Raw genomic sequence first — 23,976 nt, forward strand, 5'->3', positions numbered from 1 at the left:
CATACACGCAGACCGGTCCCGTGCGGACTTAGGGGTTGCGCCGCGCGCGACACCTGCCGGAACCTGCGGGCGTCACACGCCCCTCTCCGCCGGCGACCGCGAGCGGCGGCCGCCCGAAGGACTCCCCGGATACCAAACGCTTTGACCCAGGACACACGACTCGGCGTATGCCACCGTTGCATCCCGACCAGCGCGTCGCGGTTCTCGCCGACTCGCGCAACCTCTACCACTCCTCTCACAGTCTCTACTCGCGGAACGTCGACTACACCGCGCTGCTCGACACCGCGGTCCAGGACCGGAAACTGATCCGTGCTATCGCCTACGTCGTCCGGGCGTCCGCACCCGAAGAGGAGTCGTTCTTCGACGCGCTCGACGACATCGGTTTCGAGACGCGCATCAAGGACCTCCAGACGTTCCCCGACGGGACGAAGAAGGCCGACTGGGACGTCGGCATCAGTCTCGACGCCGTGACGCTCGCCGAGAAGGTCGACACCATCGTCGTCTGCTCGGGCGACGGCGACTTCAGCCGCCTCTGTTCGCACGTCCGCCACGAGGGCACTCGCGTCGAGGTGATGGCGTTCGGCCCCTCGACCTCCGACTCGCTCGTCGCCGCCGCCGACTCGTTCGTCGACCTCAGCGAGCAGAAAGAGAAGTTCCTGTTGTAGCGCTCGGTCGTCTCGAATCGACCCGAAGCGGCGGGGTCGGCGCGTTCAGACGCCCGAACCCTGTTCGGACAGGCCGACGAGCAGCGCGCCCGCGGCCATCGCGAGCGACGCGATTCCACCGACCGCGTCGAGGACGGGGGTGTTCGCGTAGATGTCGCCGGCGGCGACGAGGAGGACCGCGACCGTGCTGAGGAGCAACAGCGCCGCACCGAGACCGAGCTTTCTGGTGTCAGTCGTCATCGGCGGGCGATACGAAACACGGCACATAAACCCCGTCGAAACGTCACGGCACTGGTACGGTCTCGCGTGCCACGCCCCCGGCCGGACTCGGGGCGCTTTTCCCCGCCGACCCCAGACCTCGCTCTCATGGACGCGGACGCGCGAGAACGACTGCAGGCGGTCGCCGACTACCAGTTCGGCGCGGGAGCGGGAACGGCGCTGTTCCCCGACGACGAACCACTGACCGTCCTCCGGACCTCGACGGGCCGGCCCCAGCAGGTGTTGACCGACGAGGAGGAGCGACTGGTCTCGTACACCGTCGAAGGGCGGTTCACCCTCGCCGTCGCCGGCGGGCGGCGACTGTACGAGGTCCTCGGCGGCCCCGCCGTCGAAGTCGGCGACGAGTCCGTCGAGTTCGTCCGCGACGGGAAGAACGCGTTCGCGAAGTTCGTCCGGGCGGTCGACGACGCGGTCCGTCCCGGTGACGAGGTCGCAGTGACCTACGACGATGACGTGCTCGCGGTCGGGCGCGCCGAACTCCCCGCCGACGGGATGCGCGACTTCCAGTCCGGCGTCGCCGTGAAGGTCAGGGCGGGCGCGGACGCCTGAGGGGTCCGAGACGGCGGGCGACGGCGGGGTCGCGCGGGCGAGTGCGCTGGGTTTTTGAGGCCTGCTGACGACGATGCGCGTATGTTTGGAGGAGGCGGCGGACTCGACCCGCGCAAGATGAAGCAGATGATGAAGCAGATGGGCATCGAGGTCACCGAGATCGAGGCCAACGAGATCGTCATCCGGACCGACGACGAGGAGCTCGTGTTCACCGACGTCGACGTCCAGCGGATGGACGCCCAGGGCCAGGCGACGTACCAGATCGTCGGCGACCCCGAGATCCGAGCGCTCGGCGAGGGCGGTGCCACGGCCGACGACGCCGGCGTCGGCGAGGGCGCGACCGAGAAGTCCGGCGGTGCCGACGAGGTCGACGTCGGGGCGGCCGACGAGATTCCCGACGCCGACGTCGAGATCGTCGCCCAGCGGACGGGTGCCACCGAGGAGGCCGCCCGCGAAGCGCTCGAAGCCGAAGGCGGCGACCTCGCCGCGGCCGTCTCGCGTCTGGAGTGATACTCCTCGTCCACGAGGACCGCGAGTACTGCCGCGAGCGCGGCGACACGCTGGAGACCGACCTCGGCGTCCTCGAGATTCCCGAGGACGTGAACGCCGGCGAGACCCTGGAGACGCATCTGGGCGAACCGTTCGAGGTCCGCGAGATGCGCGGTCCCGACCTGTTCAACCACCTCGACCGCACGGGCGCGCCGATGATGCCCCGCGACATCGGTCTCATCATCGGCCACACCGGCATCGCGGCGGGCGACCGAGTGCTCGACGCCGGCACCGGGACGGGTATCCTGAGCGCGTACCTCGGGCGGGTCGGGGCGAACGTGACGACCTACGAAATCGACCCGGAGTTCGCGGAGGTGGCCCGCTCGAACATGGAGACCGCCGAAGTCGCCGACCACGTCGACGTCCGCGTGGGCGACCTCGCCGAGACGGTCGACGACCTCGTCGCCGACGGTGAGCGCTTCGACGTGCTGACGCTCGACACCGAGGACGCACCCGAGGTCGCCGCCCGTGCCGACGACCTGCTCGTCCCTGGCGGGTACCTCGTCGCGTACGTCCCGTTCGTCGAGGGGACGCGCGCGGTCGTCGAGGCGGCCCGAGAGTCGCTGGGCGACGTCGAGACGTTCGAGACCATCCAGCGCCGGATGGACGTCGGCGACCGAGGGACCCGTCCCTCGACGGCCGGCGTCGGACACACCGGCTACCTCGTGTTCGCGCGGGCCTGAGACCGGTAGTCGCGACGGTCGACCGTCCGACGAACCGGCAAGCGCGAGGGCCGCGCGTACTCTTAAGCTGACGACGAGCGTACCTTTTCTCGCATGAGCGACTCAGAACCCGAAGAGCGAATGGACGAGACGACGACGTGGCCGGACCTCGGTATCGCGCTGTACGACCGACTGACCGGCCGGAACGCGGTCATCGAGTACGAGTTCGAGGACATGAACGTCTACGTCCCGAGTCGAGCGGGCGAGGACGCCGACCACGCCCACTGGCGTCTCGACGGGACGCTCACCATCTCGACGCGGGAGAAAGGCGATTGAGCACCCAGCGCGCCCCCATCGACGTCGAGGCCGACCTGACGCTCACCATCGACGGTCAGCCCATCGCCATCGAGTCGTACACCGACACGGTGCTGGTGGACTTCCCGTCGGTCCGAGCGCTCGTCGCCGTCGCGCGGACCGAACGCGGTCGACTCCCGTCGCTCGAGCGCCTGCTCTCGGAGGCGGACCTGACGGTCGTCGTCCTCGTCGACGGCACCGCGGTCGGCACGCTGGGGGCGCGCGCTCGACCACAGTCGCGTCGGCTCCCGGTCGAGGTCGACGCCGGCGGCACGCTCCGTGCGGCGGTCGCCGCGCCGCTGCGATTCTTCAACTGACCGCGCGGACGATTCTGAGCAGTTCGTCGCGACACTCGCCGGCGTCCGGGACGGCCGTCTCCGCGCCGACGAACGCGTCGAGGTCGGTGGGGTAGGCTCCCCCGGCGATGCGGAACTCGCCGTCGACCGACCAGACGCCGAGCCACCCTTCGACGGCCAGCGCGTCGTCGTCGACGGGCAGGCGGCCGCGATACGAGCGCAGGCGGATACGCTCGCCCGACGTCGACCGGACCCGTTCGCTGCGGCCGCGCGAGACGTTGACGACGCCGCGCCGTTCGAGGTCGTCGACGAACGCGCGGTGGGCCTCGCCCGAGACCATCGGCAGAACCATGGCGGTCCCGATACCGGGTGCCAGCGGCGGGACGAACGCGACGCGTGTCGCGAAGACGAACCGCCAGGTCCGGTCGACACCCGTCGCGTCCGCGACACGCTCGCGGAGCGCCTCGTCCTCGTAGACGTGCGTCACCCCCTGAACGCGGGCGGCGGGCAGCGTCGCCAGCGTCTCCTCGCGTGCTTCGAGGAGGTCCCAGCCGTTCTCCGAGCGCAGTCGCTCAGGAAGGTCCGGCGGCCGCAGACGGTCGGGGGCCATTAGTACACCCCAGGGCGGCCAGACTAATCAGTCCGTGTACTGAGGCGAACAGGCGACATTCTCTTCGACGAAGCGCCGCGTCGCGCTCCCGCTGAACGCTTCGTGATGACTCGTCAGTTCACCCGAAAGCGTGCTCACTCGATACTATTTGAACGGTCGCGGTGCGGTGGTGTGGCAGTGCGTACTGTGCGGTTGGTTCGTCAGTCGTACCGCGAGCGAAAGGAGTGAGCGAGCGGGCTGACGAGCGACCATCGGGAGCGAGGAAGCTTTTGGTCCAGATTTTGCCAGTGAGCCGTCAGCAGGAGCGAGCGGCAGCGAGCGTCCTGCTGACAGGCGAACGCAGCAAAAGGTGGGTTCTTAGTGGTCGTCCTCGCGCCACTTGTGTTCGCACTCGGTGCAGATGAAGAAGCGCGTCTCGGACTCGTCGGCCGAGCGGATCTGTTGCATGTAGTAGTACGCGCGGTCGTTCTCGCAGTTCGGGCACTTCACCTTCGTCGTCGGGAGGCCGTTGTCCTCGGCGTCGCTCACGTCGACGACCTCGGACGTCTCTTGGCCCTGCGTCGTGACCATGCTGGCTTCGTTCTCGCTGTCGCGAGCCTTCTCGTAGCCACAGCTACCGCAGGTCCAGACGCCTCCCTCGACTTTCATCATCGAGCCGCACTCGTCGCAGAACTCCATAGCGGGCCAAATCGGTTCGGACGCATAAGCGGCGTGGTTGACGGTTCGCGCAGCGGGTCTCGGTGTGGGTGACCCGTCGCGGATTACCCTTCGCCCTCCGACTGGTAGGGTTCGCCGACGGCGTTGCGCGGGAGCGTGCTGTACACTTCGGCTTCGAGGTCCTCGGCGCTGTCGAACTCCTCCGTCGAGAGGTCCCGCACCGCCGTTCCGAGGTTGGTCTCGCCGTCGGCCAGCAGGAGCGTCACGTCGTCGAACGCGCTGGCGGCCGTCTCGCGGCTGGCGGGGTACTCCACTTCGGCGAGGACGGCCTGGACACGGCTGAGTTTGACGTCACGAGACATGCGCTGGTGTTGGTTCGCTGATGGCTTGAGCGTACCGCCGCGAGGAGAAACGGTATTGCACCGACGCCCGTACCCCGTACTGAATGGTTTTAGGGACGGACAACCGTGTCCTGACGCTCGGCATCGCTCGGATGGCGGACGCATTGGGCAACTCGTTTCTCATCATCGTCCTCCCGCTGTACATCGAGAGCGGGCAGATCGACCTCTCCGGCATCGTGGGGGGCAGCCTGTTCGGCGTCGAGTTGACGACGGCGTTCCTCATCGGTCTCGTGCTGTCGCTGTTCGGCTTCCTCAACAGCTTCGGCCAGCCCATCACGGGACGGTTCTCCGACCGCGTCGGGAAGCGCCGGGTGTTCGTGCTGTTCGGGTTGGGGCTGTTCGGGGTCGCCAGCGCGGCCTACCCGTTCGTCGAGCAGTACGAGTACGTCCTGCTCATCCGCGCGTTCCAGGGGCTGGGGGCGGCGTTCACCATCCCCGCGACCATCGCGCTGGTCAACGAGTTCGCCGCCGGAGACACCGAACGCGGGGGGAACTTCGGCGTGTTCAACACGTTCCGTCTCATCGGGTTCGGGTTCGGCCCCATCGTCGCCGGACTCGTCGTGGACGGCGGTTCCTACGCGACGCCGTGGGGGGAACTCACTGGGTACAACGCCGCGTTCGGCATCGCCGTCCTCGGGGCCATCGTCAGCTTCGCGCTGGTGACGCTGCTCATCGAGGACCCCCCGCGGCCCGACAACGAGGCGAGCGACGACCTCTCGTTCCGAGTGTTCGACCGGACCGGCGACACGCTGTTGGACCCGGTGTTCACTCTCGGCGTCGGGACGCTGTTCATGGCGACGACCATCGCGCTGTTCGCGACGCTCCAAGCCGACATCACCGACGCGCTGGGTGAGGGGTCGTTCCTGTTCAGCGTCCAGTTCGCCGCCGTCGTCATCGCGAACGTCCTGTTCCAGGTGCCCATCGGCCGCGCGAGCGACGAGTACGGTCGGCGACCGTTCATCGTCGCCGGGTTCGCGCTGCTCGTCCCCTCGGTGTTCCTCCAGGGGTACGTCCCGGGCATCGCCGAGACGTGGGCGGGCCTCGTCCCGGCGGACAGCGCCGGCCTGGTCGCGCCGTTGTTGATGCTCTTCTTCCGCCTGCTCCAGGGAGTCGCCGTCGCGCTCGTGTTCGCCCCGTCGCTCGCGCTCGCGGGTGACCTCGCGGGAGCGGGTCGTTCGGGGACCACGCTGTCGGTGCTGACGACGGCGTTCGGTCTCGGCGTCGCCATCGGGCCGCTCGCGGCGGGCTACTTCATCCGTTTCGGCTTCGCCGCCCCGTTCACGTTCGGAGCGGTCATCGCCGCCCTCGCGCTGGTGTTGGTCTACTCGCAGGTCGAGGACTCGCTGGGGACGACGGCCGGGGAGCCGACCCCACAGGACTGACCGACGCGTGCGAACCGGGCCGGGTGTCGTGTTCACATAGGCCATATCGTTTAACCCGTCGCCGGCCGCGTGGTCGGTATGGTCGAAGTTGACAGCAGGGAACGCGCGCTCGGGCACCTCGCCGTGGTGCTCGTCGGCGCGCTGGTCGGTCTCGTCGTCGGGTGGCTGTTGTTCGTCGAGTGGATCGGCGAGTACACCATCCTCGGCGCACTCCTGATGCTCCTCGCGGGTCTCGTCGGTCTCCGACTCGCCGGGCCGGTCGCCTCGCGACTCCAGCCGCGGTACAACGTCGCGGAGGTCGCCGTCGAGGGACCCATCACCCGCAACGGCGGCGGCGGGCCGGTCCCGGGTGGCGTGCGGGGGACGCCGGCCGACGACGTCGTCGAGCAGATCGAGGCGGCCGACGCCGACGACAACGTCGACGCGCTGCTCGTGAAGCTGAACACACCCGGCGGGGAGGTGGTCCCCAGCGACGACATCCGGAACGCGGCGCTGGCGTTCGAGGGGCCGACGGTCGCGTACACGACCGACACCTGCGCCAGCGGCGGCTACTGGATAGCCAGCGGCTGTGACGAACTGTGGGCACGAGACACGAGCATCGTCGGCTCCATCGGCGTCATCGGGTCGCGGGTCAACGCCACGGACCTCGCCGACCAGTTGGGTCTCTCCTACGAGCGCTTCGCCGCCGGAAAGTACAAGGACGCGGGCACCGCGCTCCGCGAACTCGAACCCGAGGAGCGCGAGTACCTCCAGGGTATCATCGACGACTACTACCAGCACTTCGTCGAGCGGGTCGCTCAGGGACGGGGGATGGCCCCCGGCGACATCCGCCAGACCGAGGCGCGAGTCTACATCGGCGAACGCGCCTACGACCTCGGTCTCGTCGACGCGCTGGGGACCCGCGACGACGCACTCGACCACGTCGAGGAGATTCTCGGAGCGGCCGTCAGCGCCGTCGAGTTCCGACCGTCGCGTTCGCCGATGCAGCGACTCTCGCGGGGGGCCAGTCGGACCGCCTACGCCTTCGGCGCGGGCATCGCCAGCCGTGTCGACGACGACCTCTCGATTCGGCTCTGAGACGGTCGACGGAGCGGGCAGGGGCGACCGGGGGCGAGACCGTCTACAGGTTATTTACCCCGGGAGGGCCTCCTCGGAACCGTGAGTACGCTCGTCCTCTGTCTCGACCGCGACGGCCGTGTCGCGGCCGACCGCGACCCTCCGCTGGTCGGTGACGACCACGTCGAGCGCCTCGTCACCGAGGTCGGCGTCGCGGACCCCGAGGACGCCCGCGTCAACAGCCTCCTCGAAGCGCTCCGGGTCGCCCGCGACGTCCGCGCGGAGGGCGAGGAGGCCGTCGTCGCCGTTGTCTCCAGCCGCGGGGACACCGTCGACGGCGACCGGACCATCGCCCGGCAGGTCGAGGCGCTCGTCGCCGACCACCGTCCCGACGCGGCGGTCATCGTCGTCGACAGCGCCGAGGACGAACAGATCGTCCCCATCGTCGAGAGTCGTGTCCGCGTCGACGCCGTCGACCGCGTCGTCGTCCGACAGGCCCGCGACATCGAGTCGACGTACTACCTCCTCAAGCAGTTCCTCGGCGACGAGGAGTTGCGCGCGGCCGTCCTCATCCCGCTGGGGGCGGCGCTCGTCGCCTTCCCCGTCTTGCTGGCGGTCGCCGACAGCGTCGCCGTCGCGCTGTCGGTCGTCGCCGGCGTCGTCGGGACGTTCTTCCTCTACAAGGGTCTCGGCGTCGACGACCTCCTGAAGAGCCTCCCGCAGGCGGTCAGCGACGCGTTCTACGCCGGGCAGGTGTCGTTCGTCACCTACGTCGTCGCCGCCGGACTCGCGCTGGTCGGCGCGTTCGTCGGCGTGCTCGCCGCCTCCGAGATGGACGAGGGGCCGCTGCTGGCCGCGATGCGCTTCTGTTACGAGAGCGTCCCGTGGCTCTCGTTGGCGGCGCTCGCAGCCGCGACGGGGCGTCTCCTCGACGAGATGCTCCGCGAGGAGCGCATCCGGAGCGCGCTGATGACCCTGCCGTTCGGCATCGTCGCCATCGGGTTCGTCGTTCGCGGGTTCACCGCGTACTTCCTGGAGAACGCGGGCGTCGTCGCCCCGCTGGTCGTCCCGGCGGCGGAACTCGGCGCGCTCACCGTCCAGCGTGTCCAGTTGACGGCGGAAGCGCGACTCGTCGTCTTCGTCGTCCTGGGGGTGTTCGTCAGCCTCGTCGGCGTCGTGGTCTCCTCGTTCATGGACGGTCTCTCCGTCGAAGAGTACGAGACCCGACCGTGAGGGCGTGTGCGGCTACGTCTACGTCTCTCGTTCGTCGAACAGCGCGACGACCCGCGCTTCGACGTCGTCGCGTATCTCCCGGACGCGTTCGGGGTCCTGCCCGTGGGGGTCGTCGAGGTCCCAGTCGCGCACCTCGACGCCCGCCGCCGTGTCGAGGCTGAGCGTCGAACAACCCATCGTCGCGACCAGGTCGCAGGCTTCGAGGTCGTCGGTCGACACTGCTCGTGGCGTCCGGCCGGCGAGGTCGAACCCCGCTTCGCCCATCACCTCGATTACGACGTCGTGGACGTCGTCGGCGGGGTGGGTGCCGCCGGTCAGGATCTCGACGCGGTCACCGAGGTCGCGTCGGTCGCGTTCTCGCTCGGCGAAGGCGGTCGCCATCTGGGAGCGACCGGCGTTCTGGACACAGACGAAGGCGATACGGGTCGGGTCGGTGGTGTCGGTCATGGTGGTCTGTCGGTGGTGAGGTGTCGGTCGGTGGTCTGTTCCTCGGTCAGTCGTCGGTCGTCGTATCGGTGGCGGTGCGGGCGGTCCCTCCGCCGGAGGTGCCCCAGTCGAGTCGCCGCTGGAAGTACAGCGCGACGTTGACCAGCGCGAGCAGGACGGGCACCTCGATGAGCGGGCCGACGACGGTGGTGAACGCGACGCCAGACCCGACGCCGAAGACGGCGACGGCGACGGCGATGGCCAACTCGAAGTTGTTCGAGGCGGCGGTGAAGCCGATGGCCGTCGTCGTCGAGTAGTCCGCGCCGACGCCCCGGCCCATTCCGAAGCTCACGAGGAACATCACGACGAAGTAGACGGTGAGCGGGACGGCGATGAGCAGCACGTCGCCCGGCGCGGCGACGATGGTCTCGCCCTGGGTGGCGAACATCACGACGATGGTGAACAGCAACGCGACGAGCGTCAGCGGGTCGATGCGCGGGACGAACGACTCCTCGTACCACTCCTCGCTCCTCGCTCGCGTCCCGACGTACCGACTGAGGAAGCCCGCCGCGAAGGGGATGCCGAGGAAGACGACGATGGCCTCGAACACCTGTGTCGTCGAGATATCGAACGTGGTGACGCCGGCGACTAGCGACTCCATGCCCAGCGCGGGCGGGAGCACCAGCGCGAAGAACCAGACGTAGACGCCGTACGTGAGGATCTGGAACAGACTGTTGAACGCGACGAGTCCGGTGACGTACTCCGTCGACCCGTCGGCGAGGTCGTTCCAGACGAGCACCATCGCGATACACCGTGCCATCCCGATGAACACGAGACCGAGGAAGAACTCGGGGCGTGCGGGGAGACCGGGGACGACCCCGCCGAAGAAGACGACCGCCAGCCCGAACATCAGCGTCGGGCCGATGAGCCAGTTCTGGACGAGGCTCAACCCGAGCACGCGCCAGTTGCCGAACACCGTCCGGAGCTGTGAGTAGTCGGCTTTCGCCAGCGGCGGGTACATCATCGCGACCAGCCCGATTTCGACGAGACGCAGGTCCCGAATCGGCTCGGTCACCGACGGGGCGACGGAGCCCAGTCCGACGCCCAGCGCCATCGCGCCGAGAATCCAGACGGTGAGATACTTGTCGAGGAAGTCCATCGAGCGCGGGTCGCCACAGCTCGCACAGTCGCAGTTCGGGCCGTGGTCGTGGTCGGTCGCGGCGCTCATCGGCTCACCGTCCCGTCGAGTGCGACCAGCAGCGCCGTCCCGCGCGGCGTGATACGGTACATCCGCCACCGTCCGTCCTTGCGCTTGGTGACGACGCCCGCCTCCGCCAGCGTCGACAGCGCGTGGCTGACCGCGCTCTCGCTCACGTCGACCAGCGGCACGAGTTCACAGACACACAGTTCGCCGTCGGCGGCGTGGAGCGCACGCCCGAGCCGATAGCGCGTGTCGTTCGCCAGCGCCGACAGCGCCCCGAGGTCCGTCTCGACGCGGTCGTCGTCGCCGAGGTCGAACGCCTCGAGTTCCGCGAGGCGCTGGTCGACGTCCTCCTCGCAACACTCCCCGAGTTCGTCTTCGAGGTACCGTCTGAGCCGAGTCGATTGAGGCACTGTTCAACCGTCTTCGGCGATGGATATTAGTAGTGCCGTTCGAGAGTGGCCGAGAGAGGTTCGAAAGGTCACCTACTTCTCCACTGGGGGCCTCGATGTATGAACACTAATTGAATTGATGTTCGTACCGGGAACCGCTCGGAGACCGGAGGCGCTAACCGGGCGCACTCGGTAGCGAGGGTATGCAACCGTGGGTCAGCCTCTTCTCGGGCGGGAAGGACTCCTCGTGGGCGCTGTATCGCGCGCTCGAAGCGGGCCACCCCGTCGAGCGCCTCGTCACCGTCCACCCGCAGGGCGACTCGTACATGTACCACACCCCGGCGACGACGCTGGCGAGTCTCGCGGCCGAGTCGACCGGTATCGAGTTGCTCGACGTCCGCCCCGACGACTTCGGGGCCGAGGACGCCGAGGACTCGGGGGCACAGGGCGACGCCGAACTCGAACCGCTCGAACGCGCCCTCGAATCGCTCGCCGAGGAGTGGGGCGGCATCGGCGGCGTCACGGCTGGTGCGGTCGAGAGCACGTTCCAGACCTCCCGTATCGAGGCGATGTGCGACCGTCTCGACGCCGAGTTGTTCGCGCCGCTCTGGCAGCGGGACCCCCACGACCTCGCCGACGCGATGCTCGACGCCGGGTTCGAGATCACGATCGTCCAGGTCGCCGCTCACGGTCTCGACGAGTCGTGGCTGGGCCGCACGCTCGACCGCGAGGCCATCGAGGAACTCACCGCGCTCAACGAGGAGTACGGCGTCCACGTCCTGGGGGAAGGCGGCGAGTTCGAGACGTTGGTCGTCGACGCCCCACACATGGACCGGCGCATCGAGTTGGAGTACGGCACGGTGTGGGAGGGGACGCGCGGTCACCTCCGCATCGAAGACGCCTGGCTGGCGGACTGAGCGGTCTTACAACTCCACCGTCTCGCCGTCGTCGGGAATCTCGACCTGCCCGTCGTGGGCCGTCTCCGCGAGCGCCTGTGCTAACCCGTCGCGAGTCAGCAGGCAGTGGTTGATCGCCTCCATGTGGACCGCGACGACGGGCGCGTCGGTGTGCTCACACACCGCGGTCACGTCTTCGGCGGCCATCGTGATGGGGCGACTCTCCTCGAACTGCGCCGCGCCGGCGTTGACGACGACTGCTGTCGGGTCGTGGTCGTCGAGCGTCTCCGCCACGGCGTCGTACCAGACCGTGTCGCCCGCGAGGTAGAGGCGTTCGTCGCTCGCTTCGACGACGAACCCACAGACGGGGGCCATCCGCTCGGCCCACTCGCCGTGGCCGTGGCGGGCGGGCGTTCGGGTGAGCGTCAGTCCGTCGAACTCGACGGACTCCGCGACGACGCGGACGTCCTCGAACGTCTCCGACAGCGACGCCTCGTCCTCGGGTTGGCAGAACACCGGGAGACCGGCGTCGGCGAACCGTTCGCGCGCCGGGTCGTCGAGGTGGTCGTGGTGCAGGTGAGTGAGGACGATAGCGTCGGCGTCCCACTCGACGTCCTCCGGCAGGTCACAGAGCGGGTTCCGTCGGTCGTTGGGCGAACCGTCGATGGGTGGGTTGACGCCGCTGTCGCTGCACATCGGGTCGACGAGCAGGCGGGTGTCGCCGAGGTCGACGAGGAGCGTCGCGTGTCGGACGAGGGTGACCGAGACCATAGCGTCGTCTCACGGGCGAGGAGCAAACCGGTTGTGACGCCGGCAGGAGAGGGGCCGAGCGGGTGTGCACCTCCGTCCGGTGGGGGTCCGCTCAGTCCGACGCGCCGTAGAGGGGTTGGCGGTCCTCGCCGTCACCCCTCGCGGTCGCGGCCGCGGGCAGTTCCCGGCGGACGTCGAACTCCTCGTTCTCCGCGACCACGTCGGCGTACGGGTCGGGAACGACCTTCACGAACGCGTCGAGCGCGGCGTCCCAGTCCGCCAGCAGGTCGGCGGCGCGGGCGGAGTCGGTGTACTCGCGGTGGTTCTCGACGAGGCGACGCAGCAGGTCGCGGTCCCGGTCGTCGAGCGACCGCTCGGTGGTGACGAGTCCCGGGTTGAGGCCGCCCTCGAACGTCCCCTCGGGGTCGTAGACGTACGCCAAGCCGCCGGACATCCCCGCGGCGAAGTTCCGGCCCGTTTCGCCGAGGACGGCGACGACGCCGCCGGTCATGTACTCACAGCCGTGGTCGCCGACACCCTCGACGACCGCGGTCGCTCCGGAGTTCCGCACGGCGAACCGTTCGCCGGCGACGCCGTTGACGTAGCACGCGCCGTCGGTCGCGCCGTACAGCGCGACGTTGCCGACGGCGACGCTGTCGGTCGGGTCGTACCCCGCGTCGCCGGGCGTCTCGACCACGAGTCGTCCACCGGAGAGGCCCTTCCCGACGTAGTCGTTGGCCGTGCCGGTGAGGTGCAGCGAGAGGCCGCCCGCGAGGAACGCGCCGAAGCTCTGGCCGGCGACGCCGTGGAGGTCGACGTCCACGGTGTCGTCCGGCAACCCCTCGGGGCCGTGGCGCTTCGCGACGTGGTACGACAGTGTCGACCCGACGGCGCGGTCCGTGTTCGCCACGTCCGCCGCCAGTGCGACCGGTTCGCCCCGTTCGAGTGCGGGTTCGACCTCGTCGAGCAGGGCGTCGTCGAACCGCTCGTCGGTGAACTGCTCGCGGGTCTTGCGGCGCGGCCCCGTCGACTCGGCGAGCAGCGCCGAGCAGTCGAGCGCCGCGCGGTTGTCGACCTGCTGGTCCTCGCGCTGGGAGAGCAGGTCGACGCGCCCGACGAGTTCGTCGACGCTCCGCAGGCCCAGTTCTGCGAGCCGTTCGCGGAGGTCCTGCGCGATGAACGTCATGTAGTTGAGGACGTGTTCGGGGCGGCCGGGGAACCGCTCGCGCAGTTCCTCGCGTTGGGTGGCGATGCCGACCGGACAGGTGTTGGCGTGGCACTTCCGGGCCATCACGCAGCCAGCGGTGACGAGCGCGGCGGTGCCGAACACGTACTCCTCCGCACCGAGTGCGGCGGCGACGGCGACGTCCCGACCGGTCTTCAGACCGCCGTCGGTCCCGAGACGGACCCGGTCGCGCAGACCGGTGTGGCGGAGCATCTGGTTGGCCTCGGCGACGCCGAGTTCCCACGGCAGACCGGCGTGTTTGATGCTCGTCTTCGGCGACGCGCCCGTCCCTCCGGAGTGCCCGGAGATGTGGATGGCGTCCGCCCCGGCCTTGGCGACGCCGGCGGCGATGGTCCCGATGCCCGACCCGGCGACGAGTTTGACGTTGACGTCCGCCTCCGGGTTGACGGCCTTCAGGTCGAAGATGAGCTGTTTCAGGTCCTCGATGGAGTAGATGTCGTGGAGCGGTGGCGGCGAGATGAGACCGACGCCCGGCGTCGAACACCGAACGTGCGCGATGTACTCGTTGACCTTCGAGCCCGGAAGCTGGCCCCCCTCGCCGGGCTTCGACCCCTGAGCCATCTTTATCTGTATCTCCTCGGCGTTCGCGAGGTACGCCGCGGTCACGCCGAAGCGCCCGGACGCGACCTGCTTGACGTTACACTCGCGAGGCGTGCCGAACCGCTCGGGCGGTTCGCCGCCCTCGCCGGTGTTGGACTTCGCGCCGAGCCAGTTCATCGCGATGGCGTTGGTCTCGTGGGCCTCCGGGGAGAGACTCCCCAGACTCATCGCCGCGGTGGAGAACCGCTCGGCGACGTCCGCGACCGACTCGACCTCCTCGACGGGAATCGGGTCGTTCTCCGAGGCGAACGTCAGCCGACCGCGGAGCGTCCCGCGCTCGGCGTCGCCGTCCGAGATGGCGGCGAACTCGTCGTACTGCTCGGGGTCGCCGTTGCGGACCGCCTGCTGGAGCGTCCCGACGGTCTCGGGGTTCCAGTCGTGGCGCATCCCCGTCTTGCGGTGGGCGAACTCGCCCTGCCGTTCGAGTTCGGGGTCGCTCGCCGCGAGGTCGGCGCGAGACCGGACCTGCTCTTCGACGGCGTCGAGGTCGAACCCGCCGGTTCGGGCGGGCGTCCCCTCGAAGTACTCCGCGACGAAGTCGGCGTCCAGGCCGACGGCCTCGAACGCCTGCGCGCCGCGGTAGCTCTCGACCGTCGAGATGCCGAGGCGAGCCATCGTCTTCAGCAGGCCGTGTTCGAGCGCGTGGTGGTACGCCTCGACCGCGTCTTCCTCGTCGGCCCCGTCCGGACCGGCGACGAGGTCCTCGACCGTCTGGACGGCGAGGTACGGACAGACTGCGCCCGCGCCGTAGCCGACGAGCGTGGCGAACTGGTGGACCGTGCGGACGTCGCCCGCCTCGACGACGAGGCCGACGAGTTCGCGGTCGCCCGTCCGGACGAGGTGGTGGTGGACCGCGGCGGTCGCCAGCAGACTGGGAATCGCGAGGCGACCGTCGCGTACGGCGCGGTCCGAGAGCACTAGGACGTCGGCCTCCGCGGTCGCCACGCGGGCGCGCTCGCGGAGGTCCTCGATGGCGTCGACCATCGGCGTCCCCGCCTCGAACGTGGTGTCGAGCGTCGTCACCGGAACGTCGCCGTCGAGCGCCTTCAGCTCCGACAGCTCCGCGTCCGAAATCGCGGGCGAGTCGAGGACGACCTGTCGGGCGTGTTCGGGCGTCTCCGCCAGCAGGTTGCGCTGGTGACCCAGGCGACACTCCAGCGAGGTGACGAGGTCCTCACGCAGGTAGTCGAGCGGTGGGTTGGTGACCTGCGCGAACCCCTGTCGGAAGTGACTCGCCAGCGGGCGGTCCGAACCTTCGAGACCGACGAGCGGCGTGTCGTCGCCCATCGAGCCGACGGGGTCCTTCCCGTCGGTCGCCATCGGTTCGAGCAGTTCGTCGAGTTCGTCGTGGCTGTAGCCGTGGCGCGTCTGGTGGACCCGCAGGTCCTCGACGGGGTCCTGGCTCGTCACCGTCTCGGGGTCGTCCAACCGGACCTGTCCCTCGGCGACCCACTCGCCGTAGTGGTCGTCGACGAGGCCCTCGAACGCCTCCTCGTCGGGGACGACCCGGCCCTCGTTCGGGTCCGCGAGGAACAGTTGCCCGGGGGACAGTCGCCCGCGCTCTTTCACCTCGCTGGCGTCGTACTCCAGCGCGCCCACCTCGCTGGCGAGGACGAGCGTGTCGTCCTCCAACACGTCGTAGCGACACGGGCGCAGGCCGTTGCGGTCGAGCACCGCCCCGACGCGCTCGCCGTCGGTGGCGGCGACGAACGCGGGGCCGTCCCACGGCTCCATCAGCGAGGCGTGGTAGTCGTAGAACTCGCGACGTGCGCCGGTGACGCCGGTCGCCTCGTCGCGCCACGCCTCCGGGACGAGCATCCGCAGGGCGTGGGGGAGGTCACGGCCGCCTTCGAGCAGGAGTTCGAGCGAGGCGTCGATGCAGGCGGTGTCGGAGGCGGTGGGGTCGACGATGGGCCGGAGGGTGTCGAAGTCGTCCGCGGAGAAGTCGGGGTGGTCGAGGTTCGCCTCCCGCGCCCGCATCCAGTTGACGTTCCCCTGGAGCGTGTTGAACTCGCCGTTGTGGATGATGCGGCGGTGGGGGTGGGCGAGGTGCCACTTGCCGAGCGTGTTCGTCGAGAACCGGGCGTGGACCATCGCGAAGTTCGAGACGACGCGCTCGTCGCGCAGGTCGGGGTAGTACTCCCGGAGTCCCTCTGCGGTGAGCATCCCCTTGTAGACGACGACCTGGCGGTCGAGCGAGCAGACGTAGTTGCGCTCCTCGTCCATCCCGGCGTCGCGGACGGCCGACTCGAAGGCGTTGCGCGCGACGTAGAGACGACGGTCGAAGGTCGCGTCGTCGTCGGCTGCGGGCGTCCCCTCGTGGGGGGCGACGGCGACCTGTACCACCGACGGCTCGGCGTCGAGGGCGGTCTCGCCGATGCCGTCGTTGTCGGTGGGGACGTCCCGCCAGCCGACGACCGCGAGGTCGTTTGCCGCGGCGCTCGCCTCGAACAGCGACCGCGCTCGCTGCCGGCGCTCCTCGCTCTGCGGGAGGAACAGCGTCCCGACCGCCGAGCGCTCGGGCAGGCCCTCGAAGACGTCGTCGAAGAACCCGTGGGGCGTCTGGAGCATGATACCCGCCCCGTCGCCCGTCTCGTCGGCCGTCGCGCCGCGGTGTTCGAGGTTGTACAGGAGTTCGATCGCGTCCGCGACGACGTCGTGTGACCGCCCGCCGTCGAGGTCCATCACGACCCCGACGCCACAGCTCCCTCGGTCGTCGTCGGGCGGGGCGAGACCGCCGCCGCTCGCGACGTCCGGTTGGTTCCCAGTCATATGCGAACATCCGACACTGAATGCCCAAAAGGGTCTCCCTGAAGGTATCGAGTCGTGAGGAAGCGATAATAGGACCTTAAGATGATGGTTCGTGAAGGTCCGCGCCGCCGTAGTGATTCGGCCCCTTCAGTACGACTTCGCGAAGTACGCCGTCGTCACGCTCTCCTCGCCACAGACGCCGCAGGTGTCGTGAACGGGGGTCTCGTGTTCTTCGTCGTCCTCCATGGGGACGGCGACGATCTCGGCGGCGATCTGGTCTTTGATCTCCGTCTCACAGGACTCCTCGCCACACCAGCCGGTCTTGACGTAGCCGCCGTGCTGGCCGATGGTGCCGAGGATGTCGGCGCGACCGTGGGCCTCGCGGACACCCTCTTCGAGGCGTTCTTCGCTCGCGGCGAACAGTTTGGCGTGGACGGTGTCGAGCGCGTCCTCGACGGCCGAGACGAGGTCCGCGCGGTCGGCGACGACGTTCTCGCCGTCGGGGCGGTGGACCATCGTGACCTCCTCGTCGTCGACCTCGTTGGGGCCGACCTCGATGCGGAGGGGGATGCCCTTCAGCTCCCACTCGTTGAACTTGAAGCCGGGGTTGCGCTCGTCGCGGTCGTCGAGGTTCACGCTCAGGCCGGTCGCTTCGAGGTCGCTCTGGAGTCCCTCACAGTACTCCAGGACCTCCTCGCGGGTGTCCTCCTGCCAGATGGGGACGATGACGACCTGCTCGGGGGCGATGGCGGGGGGCAACACGAGCCCCTGGTCGTCGGAGTGGCTCATGATGAGCGCCCCGAGCGCGCGCCACGACGTCCCCCACGAGGTGGTGTGGGCCAACTGCTCCTCCTCGTCCTCGTCGGCGTAGGTGACGTCGTACGCCTCCGCGAAGCCGGTGCCGAGGTAGTGGGACGTGCCGCCCTGGACGGACTTGCCGTCGGGCATCAGCGCCTCGACGGACGTCGTGGTGTCAGCACCGGGGAACTTGTCGTGGTCGGGCTTGCGCCCGGTGAGCACGTCGATGGCCAGCACGTCCTCGTAGAGGCGCTCGTACTGGTCGAGGCGGGTCATCGTCTCGTCCCACGCGCCTTCCCGGTCGCGGTGAGCGGTGTGGCCCTCCTGCCAGAGGAACTCCTTCGTGCGGAAGAACGGCTTCGTGTCCGTCGCCTCCCAGCGGATGACCGAACACCACTGGTTCAGGCGCATGGGCAGGTCGCGGTGGCTGCGGATCCACTGGCTCATGAACGGCGTGATGATGGACTCGCTGGTGGGCCGGACCGCGAGGCGCTCTTCGAGTTCCTCGTGACCGCCGTGGGTGACCCACGCTACCTCGGGGTCGAACCCCTCGACGATGTCCTTCTCGGCTTCGAGGTAGCTCTCGGGGATGAGCATGGGGAAGTAGGCGTTCTGGACGCCGGTCTGTTTGAACCACCCGTCGAGGTGGTTCTGGAGGCCCTCCCAGAGGGCGTACCCGCGGGGACGGGTGACGATGAACCCGCCCATGGGGGCGTAGTCCGCGAGGCCGGCTTTCTGTACCACTTCGGCGTACCACTCGCCGGGGCTGTGCTCCTTCGACTCGGTGATGCCGAGTTCCTGTGTCTCGTCGCTCATACGTGCTGGTGAGTTGCGGGTCGCTTAAACGCGGTGCGTTTCGGTCGGGGGTCGAGAAGTGGAGTGGTGGCTCAGGAGCCACCCGGCGGGAGCGGCGAGGGTGCGACCACGACGCGGGCTCGCCGGGTGGCGAGACGGGCGCGACGGTCGGTCATACTCGAACCGAACGCGGCGGGCGACAAGTCACCTCCGGTGGTGTGTCGGTAGGTCACGTGCTTCGATGGGCCGTCATCACTCGCTGTATGTCTCCGCGAGCCACGCTAACTGTTAACTCTGCTGACAGCCACGGGACGACCGAGCACTCCCGGCGAGCGTAGCCGTCGGGCTGTCGAGCCGGACGGAGTGCGAACGAGGTGAGACGATGCCAACGCTAGAAGCACCCACAGAGACCGTCCGAAGCTACCTGAACGCGTTCAACGACCGCGACTACGACCGTCTCTCGGAACTCCTCGCGGCGGACGTCATCGAACACGGGATCCACGACGAACTCCACGGTCCCGACGAGATCACCGGCTTCCTCGACGCCCACTTCGAGGCGTTCCCGGACTACTCCGGGGAGACCGACGCGATGGTCGCGGCGGACGACACGGTCACCGTCCGGTACACGGTCCGCGGGACGCACACGGGCGAGTTCGAGGACATCGAACCGACCGGACGGACCGCCGAGTGGACGGGGATGGCGATGTATCGCGTCGAAGACGGGAAGATAGCGGAGGTGTGGCTCGAGGAGAACCGACTCGGACTCCTCGAACAACTGGAGGTCGTCGACCCGCCTGCACACCTGCGAATCTGACCGTTCGTCCCCGATTTCTCACCTCCCCTCTTCTCTCCTCGTCTCCCCCTCTCCTTCCTCCCTTCTCGTCGGCGCGTTCACGTCGTCGAGTACGGCGAACGGACGGACGAGGAGACCGAGCGGCTCAGACCGCGCCGCCGACCAGCGTCTCCAGGACGACCAGCGCGACCAGCCCCGAGAGGATGGTCCACAGCACCGACTCGGTGCGCCACGCGACGGCCGCGGCGACCAGTCCCGCGACCGTCCGCAGCGGCGTCACCGCGCCCGCACCACCCTCTCCACCGAAGACGAGCGCCGGGAACACGAGCGCGGCGAGGACGGCCGGCGGGACGTACCGGAGTGCCTGTCTGAGACGGGGTGGGACGCTCCCGGCGCGCTCGAACACCGCCAGGAACGAGTAGCGGATGGCGAACGTGCCGACGCCGGCGACGAGCACGATGGCCCAGAGCGTCGCCTCACGCACGGTCGTCACCTCCCGCGTCGGTCCCGACGACGCGCTCGGCGAGCAGGCCGGCGACGACACCCGCCAGCGCGCCGAGGACGAGGCCGAGGTTGAACGGGGCGGTCGTGAGCGCCAGCGCGACGCCACCGCCGACGAGCGCCGCGGTGCCCGACGCCCGGCCCTTCACCGCGGGGACCAGCAACGCGAGGAACGTCAGCGGGACGGCGAAGTCGAGCGGGATGCCCGCCGGGACGCTGGCTCCGACGACCACGCCGACGACGGTACAGACCTGCCAGACGACCCACAGCGACAGCGCGACGCCGAGGTAGTACCACCGCCGGACGACGTCGTCGGTCTCGAAACGAGTGACGGAGAGCGCGAACGCCTGGTCGGTCAGGAGGTAGGCGACCGGGGCGCGCTCGGCCAGCGAGAGGCGGTCGAGGTACGGCGCGAGCGACGCCGAGTACATCATCATCCGCAGGTTGATGACCAGCACGGTGAGGACGACGACGGCGGCGTTGGCGTCCGCCTGCAGCAGGTCGATAGCCGCCAGTTGCGACGCGCCCGCGAACACGACGACCGACAACCCGACGGCGAGTTCGGGCGGCAACCCGGCGGCGACGACGGCCGCCCCCGCGACCAGACCGAACGGGACGACACCCAACAGGAACGGGGCGACGTCACGCATACCGGCGACGACGGAGGCACGACGGTCCATGGTGTCTCGGGGCGGCGGCGACGGAAACCCGGTTCGGTTCGCGCAACGGTCACGGACCCGTCGTGTCGCGCGCGCTTCACTCGGGGTGAATCGCGAACGGACTCGCCGACTCCCGCCACTCCCACCCGGGGAGGCGGGTCTGGAACCCCGCCGCGAGCGCGGCGTCGAGGTCGTCGAGGCCAGCGCCCTCGGTCTCGTCGCCGTGGACGTGGACGTCGGCGTAGTGGAACGTGGCCTCCGCGAGCGTCCGCAGCGGTTGACCGCCGGCGACGGTCGCCGCGAGCGCGCGCCCCAACTGCTCGTCGACGACGAACCCGGGGTAGTCGCCCGCGACGTCCAACTCGCGCAGGATGGCGACGAGCGCGGCGACGTTGACCGCGCGGTCGCCGTCGGCGAACACGACGTCCACCTCGCGGCGGTACTGACCGGCCGAGACGGGAGCGACGTCGGTGTCGAACAGCTCTCCGAGCCCGTCGCGAACCTCGGTGATGAGGGGTGCTATCGGTCGGTCACGGACGAACTCGTACTCCTCGCGAACGCGCTCGGGTGTGACGTTCATACCCCTCGCAGGCGACGGAACTACGTCGGCTTTGCGAAGGCTTTTATAATCGTGCAGGTATACCCCCAGATAACGCGGGTTTTCCGGACCGTCCCCACGGTCACGACTCCCTAGCATGACGTACTGCTTCATCCAGACGCCGGCCACCCCCCGGAACTCGGTGGGGGCCCTGTCGGCCGTGCGTCACGGAACCCCGCCCGTCTGCGCCAGCTATGAGCACGGTAGAGAAGCAACTCGACGACCTGAAAGCACAGATAGCCGACGAGGTACCCGACGACATCTCCATCTCGGACGTCAGTTACGAGGGCCCGGAACTGGTCATCTACACGCGCGACCCGAAGAAGTTCGCGCAGAACGGTGACCTCATCCGAACCCTCGCGGGCCGCCTCCGAAAGCGCATCACCGTCCGCCCCGACCCGGACGTCCTCTCGCGCCCCACCGACGCCGAGAAAGAGATTCGAAGCGTCATCCCCGAGGAAGCGGGCGTCACGGACCTCGACTTCCACGCCGACACCGGCGAGGTGGTCATCGAGGCCCAGAAACCCGGCATGGTCATCGGTCGCCACGGCTCGACCCTCCGCGAGATAACCCAGAAGGTCGGCTGGACGCCCGAAGTCGTCCGGACGCCGCCCATCGAGTCCTCGACGGTGTCGAACGTCCGCAACTTCCTCAAACAGGAACGCGAGGACCGCCGCGACATCCTCGAACGCGTCGGCCGGCAGATCCACCGCAAGGAGATGTCCGACGACGAGTGGGTCCGTATCTCGACGCTCGGCTGCTGTCGAGAGGTCGGGCGCGCTTCGTTCGTCCTCAACACGCCCGAGACGCGCATCCTCATCGACTGTGGGGACAAACCCGGCGCGGAGGGCGAGGTGCCGTACCTCCAGGTGCCCGAGGCGCTCGGCGCGGGCGCACAGAACATCGACGCCGTGGTCCTCACCCACGCCCACCTCGACCACTCGGCGCTCATCCCGCTGCTGTTCAAGTACGGCTACGACGGTCCCATCTACTGCACCGAACCGACACGGGACCTGATGGGTCTGCTCACCCTCGACTACCTCGACGTCGCGGCCAAGGAGGGGCGTGCGCCACCGTACGAGTCCGAGATGGTCCGCGAGGCCATCAAGCACACAATCCCGCTGGAGTACGGCGACGTCACCGACATCGCTCCGGACATCAAACTCACCTTCCACAACGCGGGCCACATCCTCGGGTCGGCCGTCTCGCACTTCCACATCGGCGACGGTCTCTACAACGTCGCGTTCTCCGGCGACATCCACTACGACGACACCCGCCTGTTCAACGGCGCGGTCAACGAGTTCCCCCGCGTCGAGACGCTCGTCATGGAGTCGACGTACGGCGGGCGCAACGACTACCAGACCGACCAGGAGGACTCCGAGCGCAAACTCGTCGAGGTCATCAACGAGACCTACGAGAAGGGCGGGAAGGTCGTCATCCCCGCCTTCGCGGTGGGTCGCTCTCAGGAGATTATGCTCGTCCTCGAAGAGGCGATGCGGAAGGGCAAGATACCGGAGATGCCGGTCCACTTAGACGGGATGATCTGGGAGGCGACGGCCATCCACACCACCTACCCCGAGTACCTCCGCGACGACCTGCGCGACCGCATCTTCCACGAGGACGCCAACCCGTTCCTCTCCGAGCAGTTCAACCACATCGACGGCGGCGAGGAGGAGCGCCAAGACGTCGCCGACGGCGACCAGTGTATCATCCTCTCGACCTCCGGGATGGTCACCGGCGGCCCCATCATGTCGTGGCTCGAACACGTCGGTCCCGACGAGAAGTCCCGGATGGTGTTCGTCGGCTACCAGGCCCAGGGGACGCTCGGCCGTCGTATCCAGAACGGCTGGGACGAGATTCCCATCAACGGCCGCGGCGGGCGCTCGAACACGCTGCAGTTGAAGATGGACGTCGAGACGGTCGACGGGTTCTCCGGCCACGCCGACCGCCAGGGGCTGATGAACTTCGTCCGGACGATGAACCCCCGTCCCGAGAAGGTGTTGTGTGTCCACGGCGACGAGTCCTCGGTGCAGGACCTCTCCAGCGCGCTGTACCACGAGTTCAACATGCGGACGTTCGCGCCGAAGAACCTCGAGACGTTCCGCTTCCGATAGCCCGGCACCGCTCCCGGGTCGTCTCCGTCCGACCCCCACCGACCTGGCTCCTTCGCGTCGACCGTCTCCACCCCGGTAGCCCGAGCGCCGACCGGCGAACCACCCACTACAGATATATTCCATTAGGTTGTCAACTCTCCCATGGACAATCTGTCGACCGGGAACAGTCTCCTCGACGAACAGCTTCGGGGCGGTGTGCCTCCCGGCAGTGTCGTCGCACTTCGGTCGCGACCCGCCAGTCAGGCCGAACTACTCCTCTACGAACTGGCGACGGTCCGCGAGACGCTGTACCTCACCTTCGACCGGACCGAGGCGGCGGTCCAGAGCACACTCGACGCAGTGCCCGGAGCGGCGGCCGACGTGACGATACGGCGTATCGGTGCCGACGCCACGGTCGACGACGTCGTCGCGGCGGTCGGGTCGCTCCCCGACGGCGGGACGCTGGTACTCGACCCAGTGACGCGGTTGGAGGCCGGCGACCGCGAGGCGTACGTCGGTATCCTCAACGAGGTCCGTGCGGCCGTCGAAGCCGCCGGGGGCGTCGCGGTGCTGAACGCTCCGGGGCAGACCGACGGAGCGGCCCACGAGACGACCGAGTACATGGCCGACGTCGTCTTCCAGGTCGCGACGTCGATGCGTGGCGAACAGATCGAGAACAAGCTCTCGGTGCCGAAGTTCCGCCGCGGGCGCGCGCTGACCGAGACCGTCAACCTCCGACTGACGGACATCGTCGAGATCGACACCAGCCGCGACATCGGCTGAC

26 protein-coding genes are annotated in these 23,976 nt (G+C 68.8%); 13 read left to right on the forward strand and 13 right to left on the reverse strand.

Annotated features, from left to right (window positions below; translation table 11 throughout):
• The first annotated feature begins 167 nt into the window (after nt 1-167).
• A complete protein-coding gene (locus tag M1L36_RS01865; RefSeq protein ID WP_250872015.1) occupies nt 168-665 on the forward strand; it encodes a LabA-like NYN domain-containing protein in 498 nt (165 codons plus the stop codon).
• 45 nt (nt 666-710) lie between these two features.
• Here M1L36_RS01865 and M1L36_RS01870 read toward each other — a convergent pair whose 3' ends face one another.
• Nucleotides 711-905 (reverse strand): hypothetical protein, encoded by a 195-nt coding sequence (locus tag M1L36_RS01870; protein WP_250872016.1) that lies wholly within the window; start codon nt 903-905, stop codon nt 711-713.
• 126 nt (nt 906-1,031) lie between these two features.
• Between M1L36_RS01870 and M1L36_RS01875 the strand changes: the two genes are divergently transcribed.
• The 5 genes from M1L36_RS01875 (at nt 1,032) to M1L36_RS01895 (ending at nt 3,375) form a co-directional block, all read left to right on the forward strand.
• Nucleotides 1,032-1,493: a PUA domain-containing protein gene (locus M1L36_RS01875; protein WP_250872017.1), complete on the forward strand. Its 462-nt coding sequence runs from the start codon at nt 1,032-1,034 to the stop codon at nt 1,491-1,493.
• An 81-nt stretch (nt 1,494-1,574) separates the two neighbouring features.
• Nucleotides 1,575-2,003, forward strand: a complete 429-nt coding sequence (locus M1L36_RS01880; RefSeq protein ID WP_250872018.1) for a nascent polypeptide-associated complex protein — start codon at nt 1,575-1,577, stop codon at nt 2,001-2,003.
• A complete protein-coding gene (locus M1L36_RS01885) occupies nt 2,000-2,725 on the forward strand; it encodes a methyltransferase domain-containing protein (RefSeq protein ID WP_250872019.1) in 726 nt (241 codons plus the stop codon). Before M1L36_RS01880 ends, M1L36_RS01885 begins: the two co-directional genes overlap by 4 nt.
• 93 nt (nt 2,726-2,818) lie before the next feature.
• Entirely contained in the window at nt 2,819-3,040 is a 222-nt protein-coding gene (locus M1L36_RS01890; protein WP_250872020.1) for a hypothetical protein, read from the forward strand.
• A complete protein-coding gene (locus M1L36_RS01895) occupies nt 3,037-3,375 on the forward strand; it encodes a hypothetical protein (RefSeq protein ID WP_250872021.1) in 339 nt (112 codons plus the stop codon). Before M1L36_RS01890 ends, M1L36_RS01895 begins: the two co-directional genes overlap by 4 nt.
• On the opposite strand, the gene M1L36_RS01900 is transcribed toward M1L36_RS01895, so the two are convergent.
• The 3 genes from M1L36_RS01900 to M1L36_RS01910 form a co-directional block, all read right to left on the reverse strand.
• A complete protein-coding gene (locus tag M1L36_RS01900) occupies nt 3,368-3,964 on the reverse strand; it encodes a DUF6517 family protein (protein ID WP_250872022.1) in 597 nt (198 codons plus the stop codon). The two genes, M1L36_RS01895 and M1L36_RS01900, sit on opposite strands and share 8 nt — an antisense overlap.
• 357 nt (nt 3,965-4,321) lie before the next feature.
• Nucleotides 4,322-4,642, reverse strand: coding sequence for a transcription factor S (locus M1L36_RS01905; RefSeq protein WP_250872023.1), 321 nt, complete (start codon nt 4,640-4,642; stop codon nt 4,322-4,324).
• 83 nt (nt 4,643-4,725) lie between these two features.
• Nucleotides 4,726-4,983, reverse strand: coding sequence for a DUF5789 family protein (locus M1L36_RS01910; RefSeq protein ID WP_250872024.1), 258 nt, complete (start codon nt 4,981-4,983; stop codon nt 4,726-4,728).
• Nucleotides 4,984-5,066: 83 nt separating this feature from the next.
• Here M1L36_RS01910 and M1L36_RS01915 point away from each other — a divergent pair, with 83 nt between their 5' ends.
• The 3 genes from M1L36_RS01915 to M1L36_RS01925 all read left to right on the forward strand — a co-directional run bounded on the left by M1L36_RS01915 (nt 5,067) and on the right by M1L36_RS01925 (nt 8,693).
• The gene (locus M1L36_RS01915) at nt 5,067-6,404 is read left to right on the forward strand and encodes an MFS transporter (protein ID WP_250872025.1); all 1,338 of its coding nucleotides are present in this window, start codon (nt 5,067-5,069) and stop codon (nt 6,402-6,404) included.
• A 78-nt stretch (nt 6,405-6,482) separates the two neighbouring features.
• Complete coding sequence (gene sppA / locus M1L36_RS01920) at nt 6,483-7,481, forward strand: signal peptide peptidase SppA (protein WP_250872026.1); 999 nt, start codon at nt 6,483-6,485, stop codon at nt 7,479-7,481.
• Nucleotides 7,482-7,562: 81 nt separating this feature from the next.
• On the forward strand, nt 7,563-8,693 hold the full coding sequence (locus M1L36_RS01925; RefSeq protein WP_250872027.1) for a DUF373 family protein: 1,131 nt from the start codon (nt 7,563-7,565) through the stop codon (nt 8,691-8,693).
• 18 nt (nt 8,694-8,711) lie between these two features.
• Here M1L36_RS01925 and M1L36_RS01930 read toward each other — a convergent pair whose 3' ends face one another.
• Genes M1L36_RS01930 through M1L36_RS01940 form a run of 3 tightly spaced genes read right to left on the reverse strand, consistent with a single transcriptional unit; the run spans nt 8,712 to nt 10,733 of the window.
• On the reverse strand, nt 8,712-9,140 hold the full coding sequence (locus tag M1L36_RS01930; protein WP_250872028.1) for an arsenate-mycothiol transferase ArsC: 429 nt from the start codon (nt 9,138-9,140) through the stop codon (nt 8,712-8,714).
• Between the two features lie 46 nt (nt 9,141-9,186).
• Nucleotides 9,187-10,347 carry an ACR3 family arsenite efflux transporter gene (gene arsB / locus M1L36_RS01935; RefSeq protein WP_305794314.1) on the reverse strand — a complete coding sequence of 387 codons (1,161 nt, stop codon included), beginning with the start codon at nt 10,345-10,347 and terminating at the stop codon, nt 9,187-9,189.
• Nucleotides 10,344-10,733 (reverse strand): ArsR/SmtB family transcription factor, encoded by a 390-nt coding sequence (locus M1L36_RS01940; protein WP_250872029.1) that lies wholly within the window; start codon nt 10,731-10,733, stop codon nt 10,344-10,346. Before M1L36_RS01940 ends, arsB begins: the two co-directional genes overlap by 4 nt.
• Nucleotides 10,734-10,915: 182 nt before the next feature.
• On the opposite strand from M1L36_RS01940, the gene M1L36_RS01945 reads away from it, so the two are divergent.
• Entirely contained in the window at nt 10,916-11,629 is a 714-nt protein-coding gene (locus M1L36_RS01945; protein ID WP_250872030.1) for a diphthine--ammonia ligase, read from the forward strand.
• Between the two features lie 6 nt (nt 11,630-11,635).
• Here the strand turns inward: M1L36_RS01945 and M1L36_RS01950 are convergent, their stop codons facing one another.
• The 3 genes from M1L36_RS01950 to proS form a co-directional block, all read right to left on the reverse strand.
• Nucleotides 11,636-12,379, reverse strand: coding sequence for an MBL fold metallo-hydrolase (locus M1L36_RS01950; RefSeq protein ID WP_250872031.1), 744 nt, complete (start codon nt 12,377-12,379; stop codon nt 11,636-11,638).
• Nucleotides 12,380-12,470: 91 nt separating this feature from the next.
• Nucleotides 12,471-16,976, reverse strand: a complete 4,506-nt coding sequence (gltB, locus tag M1L36_RS01955; RefSeq protein ID WP_250872032.1) for a glutamate synthase large subunit — start codon at nt 16,974-16,976, stop codon at nt 12,471-12,473.
• A 126-nt stretch (nt 16,977-17,102) separates the two neighbouring features.
• Nucleotides 17,103-18,569: a proline--tRNA ligase gene (gene proS, locus M1L36_RS01960; RefSeq protein ID WP_250872033.1), complete on the reverse strand. Its 1,467-nt coding sequence runs from the start codon at nt 18,567-18,569 to the stop codon at nt 17,103-17,105.
• 361 nt (nt 18,570-18,930) lie between these two features.
• Here proS and M1L36_RS01965 point away from each other — a divergent pair, with 361 nt between their 5' ends.
• The gene (locus M1L36_RS01965; protein ID WP_250872034.1) at nt 18,931-19,362 is read left to right on the forward strand and encodes an ester cyclase; all 432 of its coding nucleotides are present in this window, start codon (nt 18,931-18,933) and stop codon (nt 19,360-19,362) included.
• A 124-nt stretch (nt 19,363-19,486) separates the two neighbouring features.
• On the opposite strand, the gene M1L36_RS01970 is transcribed toward M1L36_RS01965, so the two are convergent.
• The 3 genes from M1L36_RS01970 to M1L36_RS01980 all read right to left on the reverse strand — a co-directional run bounded on the left by M1L36_RS01970 (nt 19,487) and on the right by M1L36_RS01980 (nt 21,081).
• Complete coding sequence (locus M1L36_RS01970) at nt 19,487-19,834, reverse strand: AzlD domain-containing protein (protein WP_250872035.1); 348 nt, start codon at nt 19,832-19,834, stop codon at nt 19,487-19,489.
• The gene (locus tag M1L36_RS01975; protein WP_250872036.1) at nt 19,818-20,522 is read right to left on the reverse strand and encodes an AzlC family ABC transporter permease; all 705 of its coding nucleotides are present in this window, start codon (nt 20,520-20,522) and stop codon (nt 19,818-19,820) included. The genes M1L36_RS01970 and M1L36_RS01975 overlap by 17 nt, the downstream gene beginning before the upstream one ends.
• A gap of 76 nt (nt 20,523-20,598) precedes the next feature.
• Nucleotides 20,599-21,081 carry a DUF7984 family protein gene (locus M1L36_RS01980; protein ID WP_250872037.1) on the reverse strand — a complete coding sequence of 161 codons (483 nt, stop codon included), beginning with the start codon at nt 21,079-21,081 and terminating at the stop codon, nt 20,599-20,601.
• Nucleotides 21,082-21,293: 212 nt separating this feature from the next.
• Here M1L36_RS01980 and M1L36_RS01985 point away from each other — a divergent pair, with 212 nt between their 5' ends.
• The gene (locus M1L36_RS01985) at nt 21,294-23,213 is read left to right on the forward strand and encodes a beta-CASP ribonuclease aCPSF1 (protein WP_250872038.1); all 1,920 of its coding nucleotides are present in this window, start codon (nt 21,294-21,296) and stop codon (nt 23,211-23,213) included.
• A gap of 141 nt (nt 23,214-23,354) precedes the next feature.
• Nucleotides 23,355-23,975, forward strand: a complete 621-nt coding sequence (locus M1L36_RS01990) for a DUF7125 family protein (RefSeq protein WP_250872039.1) — start codon at nt 23,355-23,357, stop codon at nt 23,973-23,975.
• The last annotated feature ends 1 nt before the right edge of the window (nt 23,976 follow it).

The sequence above is a fragment of the Halomarina rubra genome (assembly GCF_023699475.1).
Lineage (GTDB): Archaea > Halobacteriota > Halobacteria > Halobacteriales > Haloarculaceae > Halomarina > Halomarina rubra.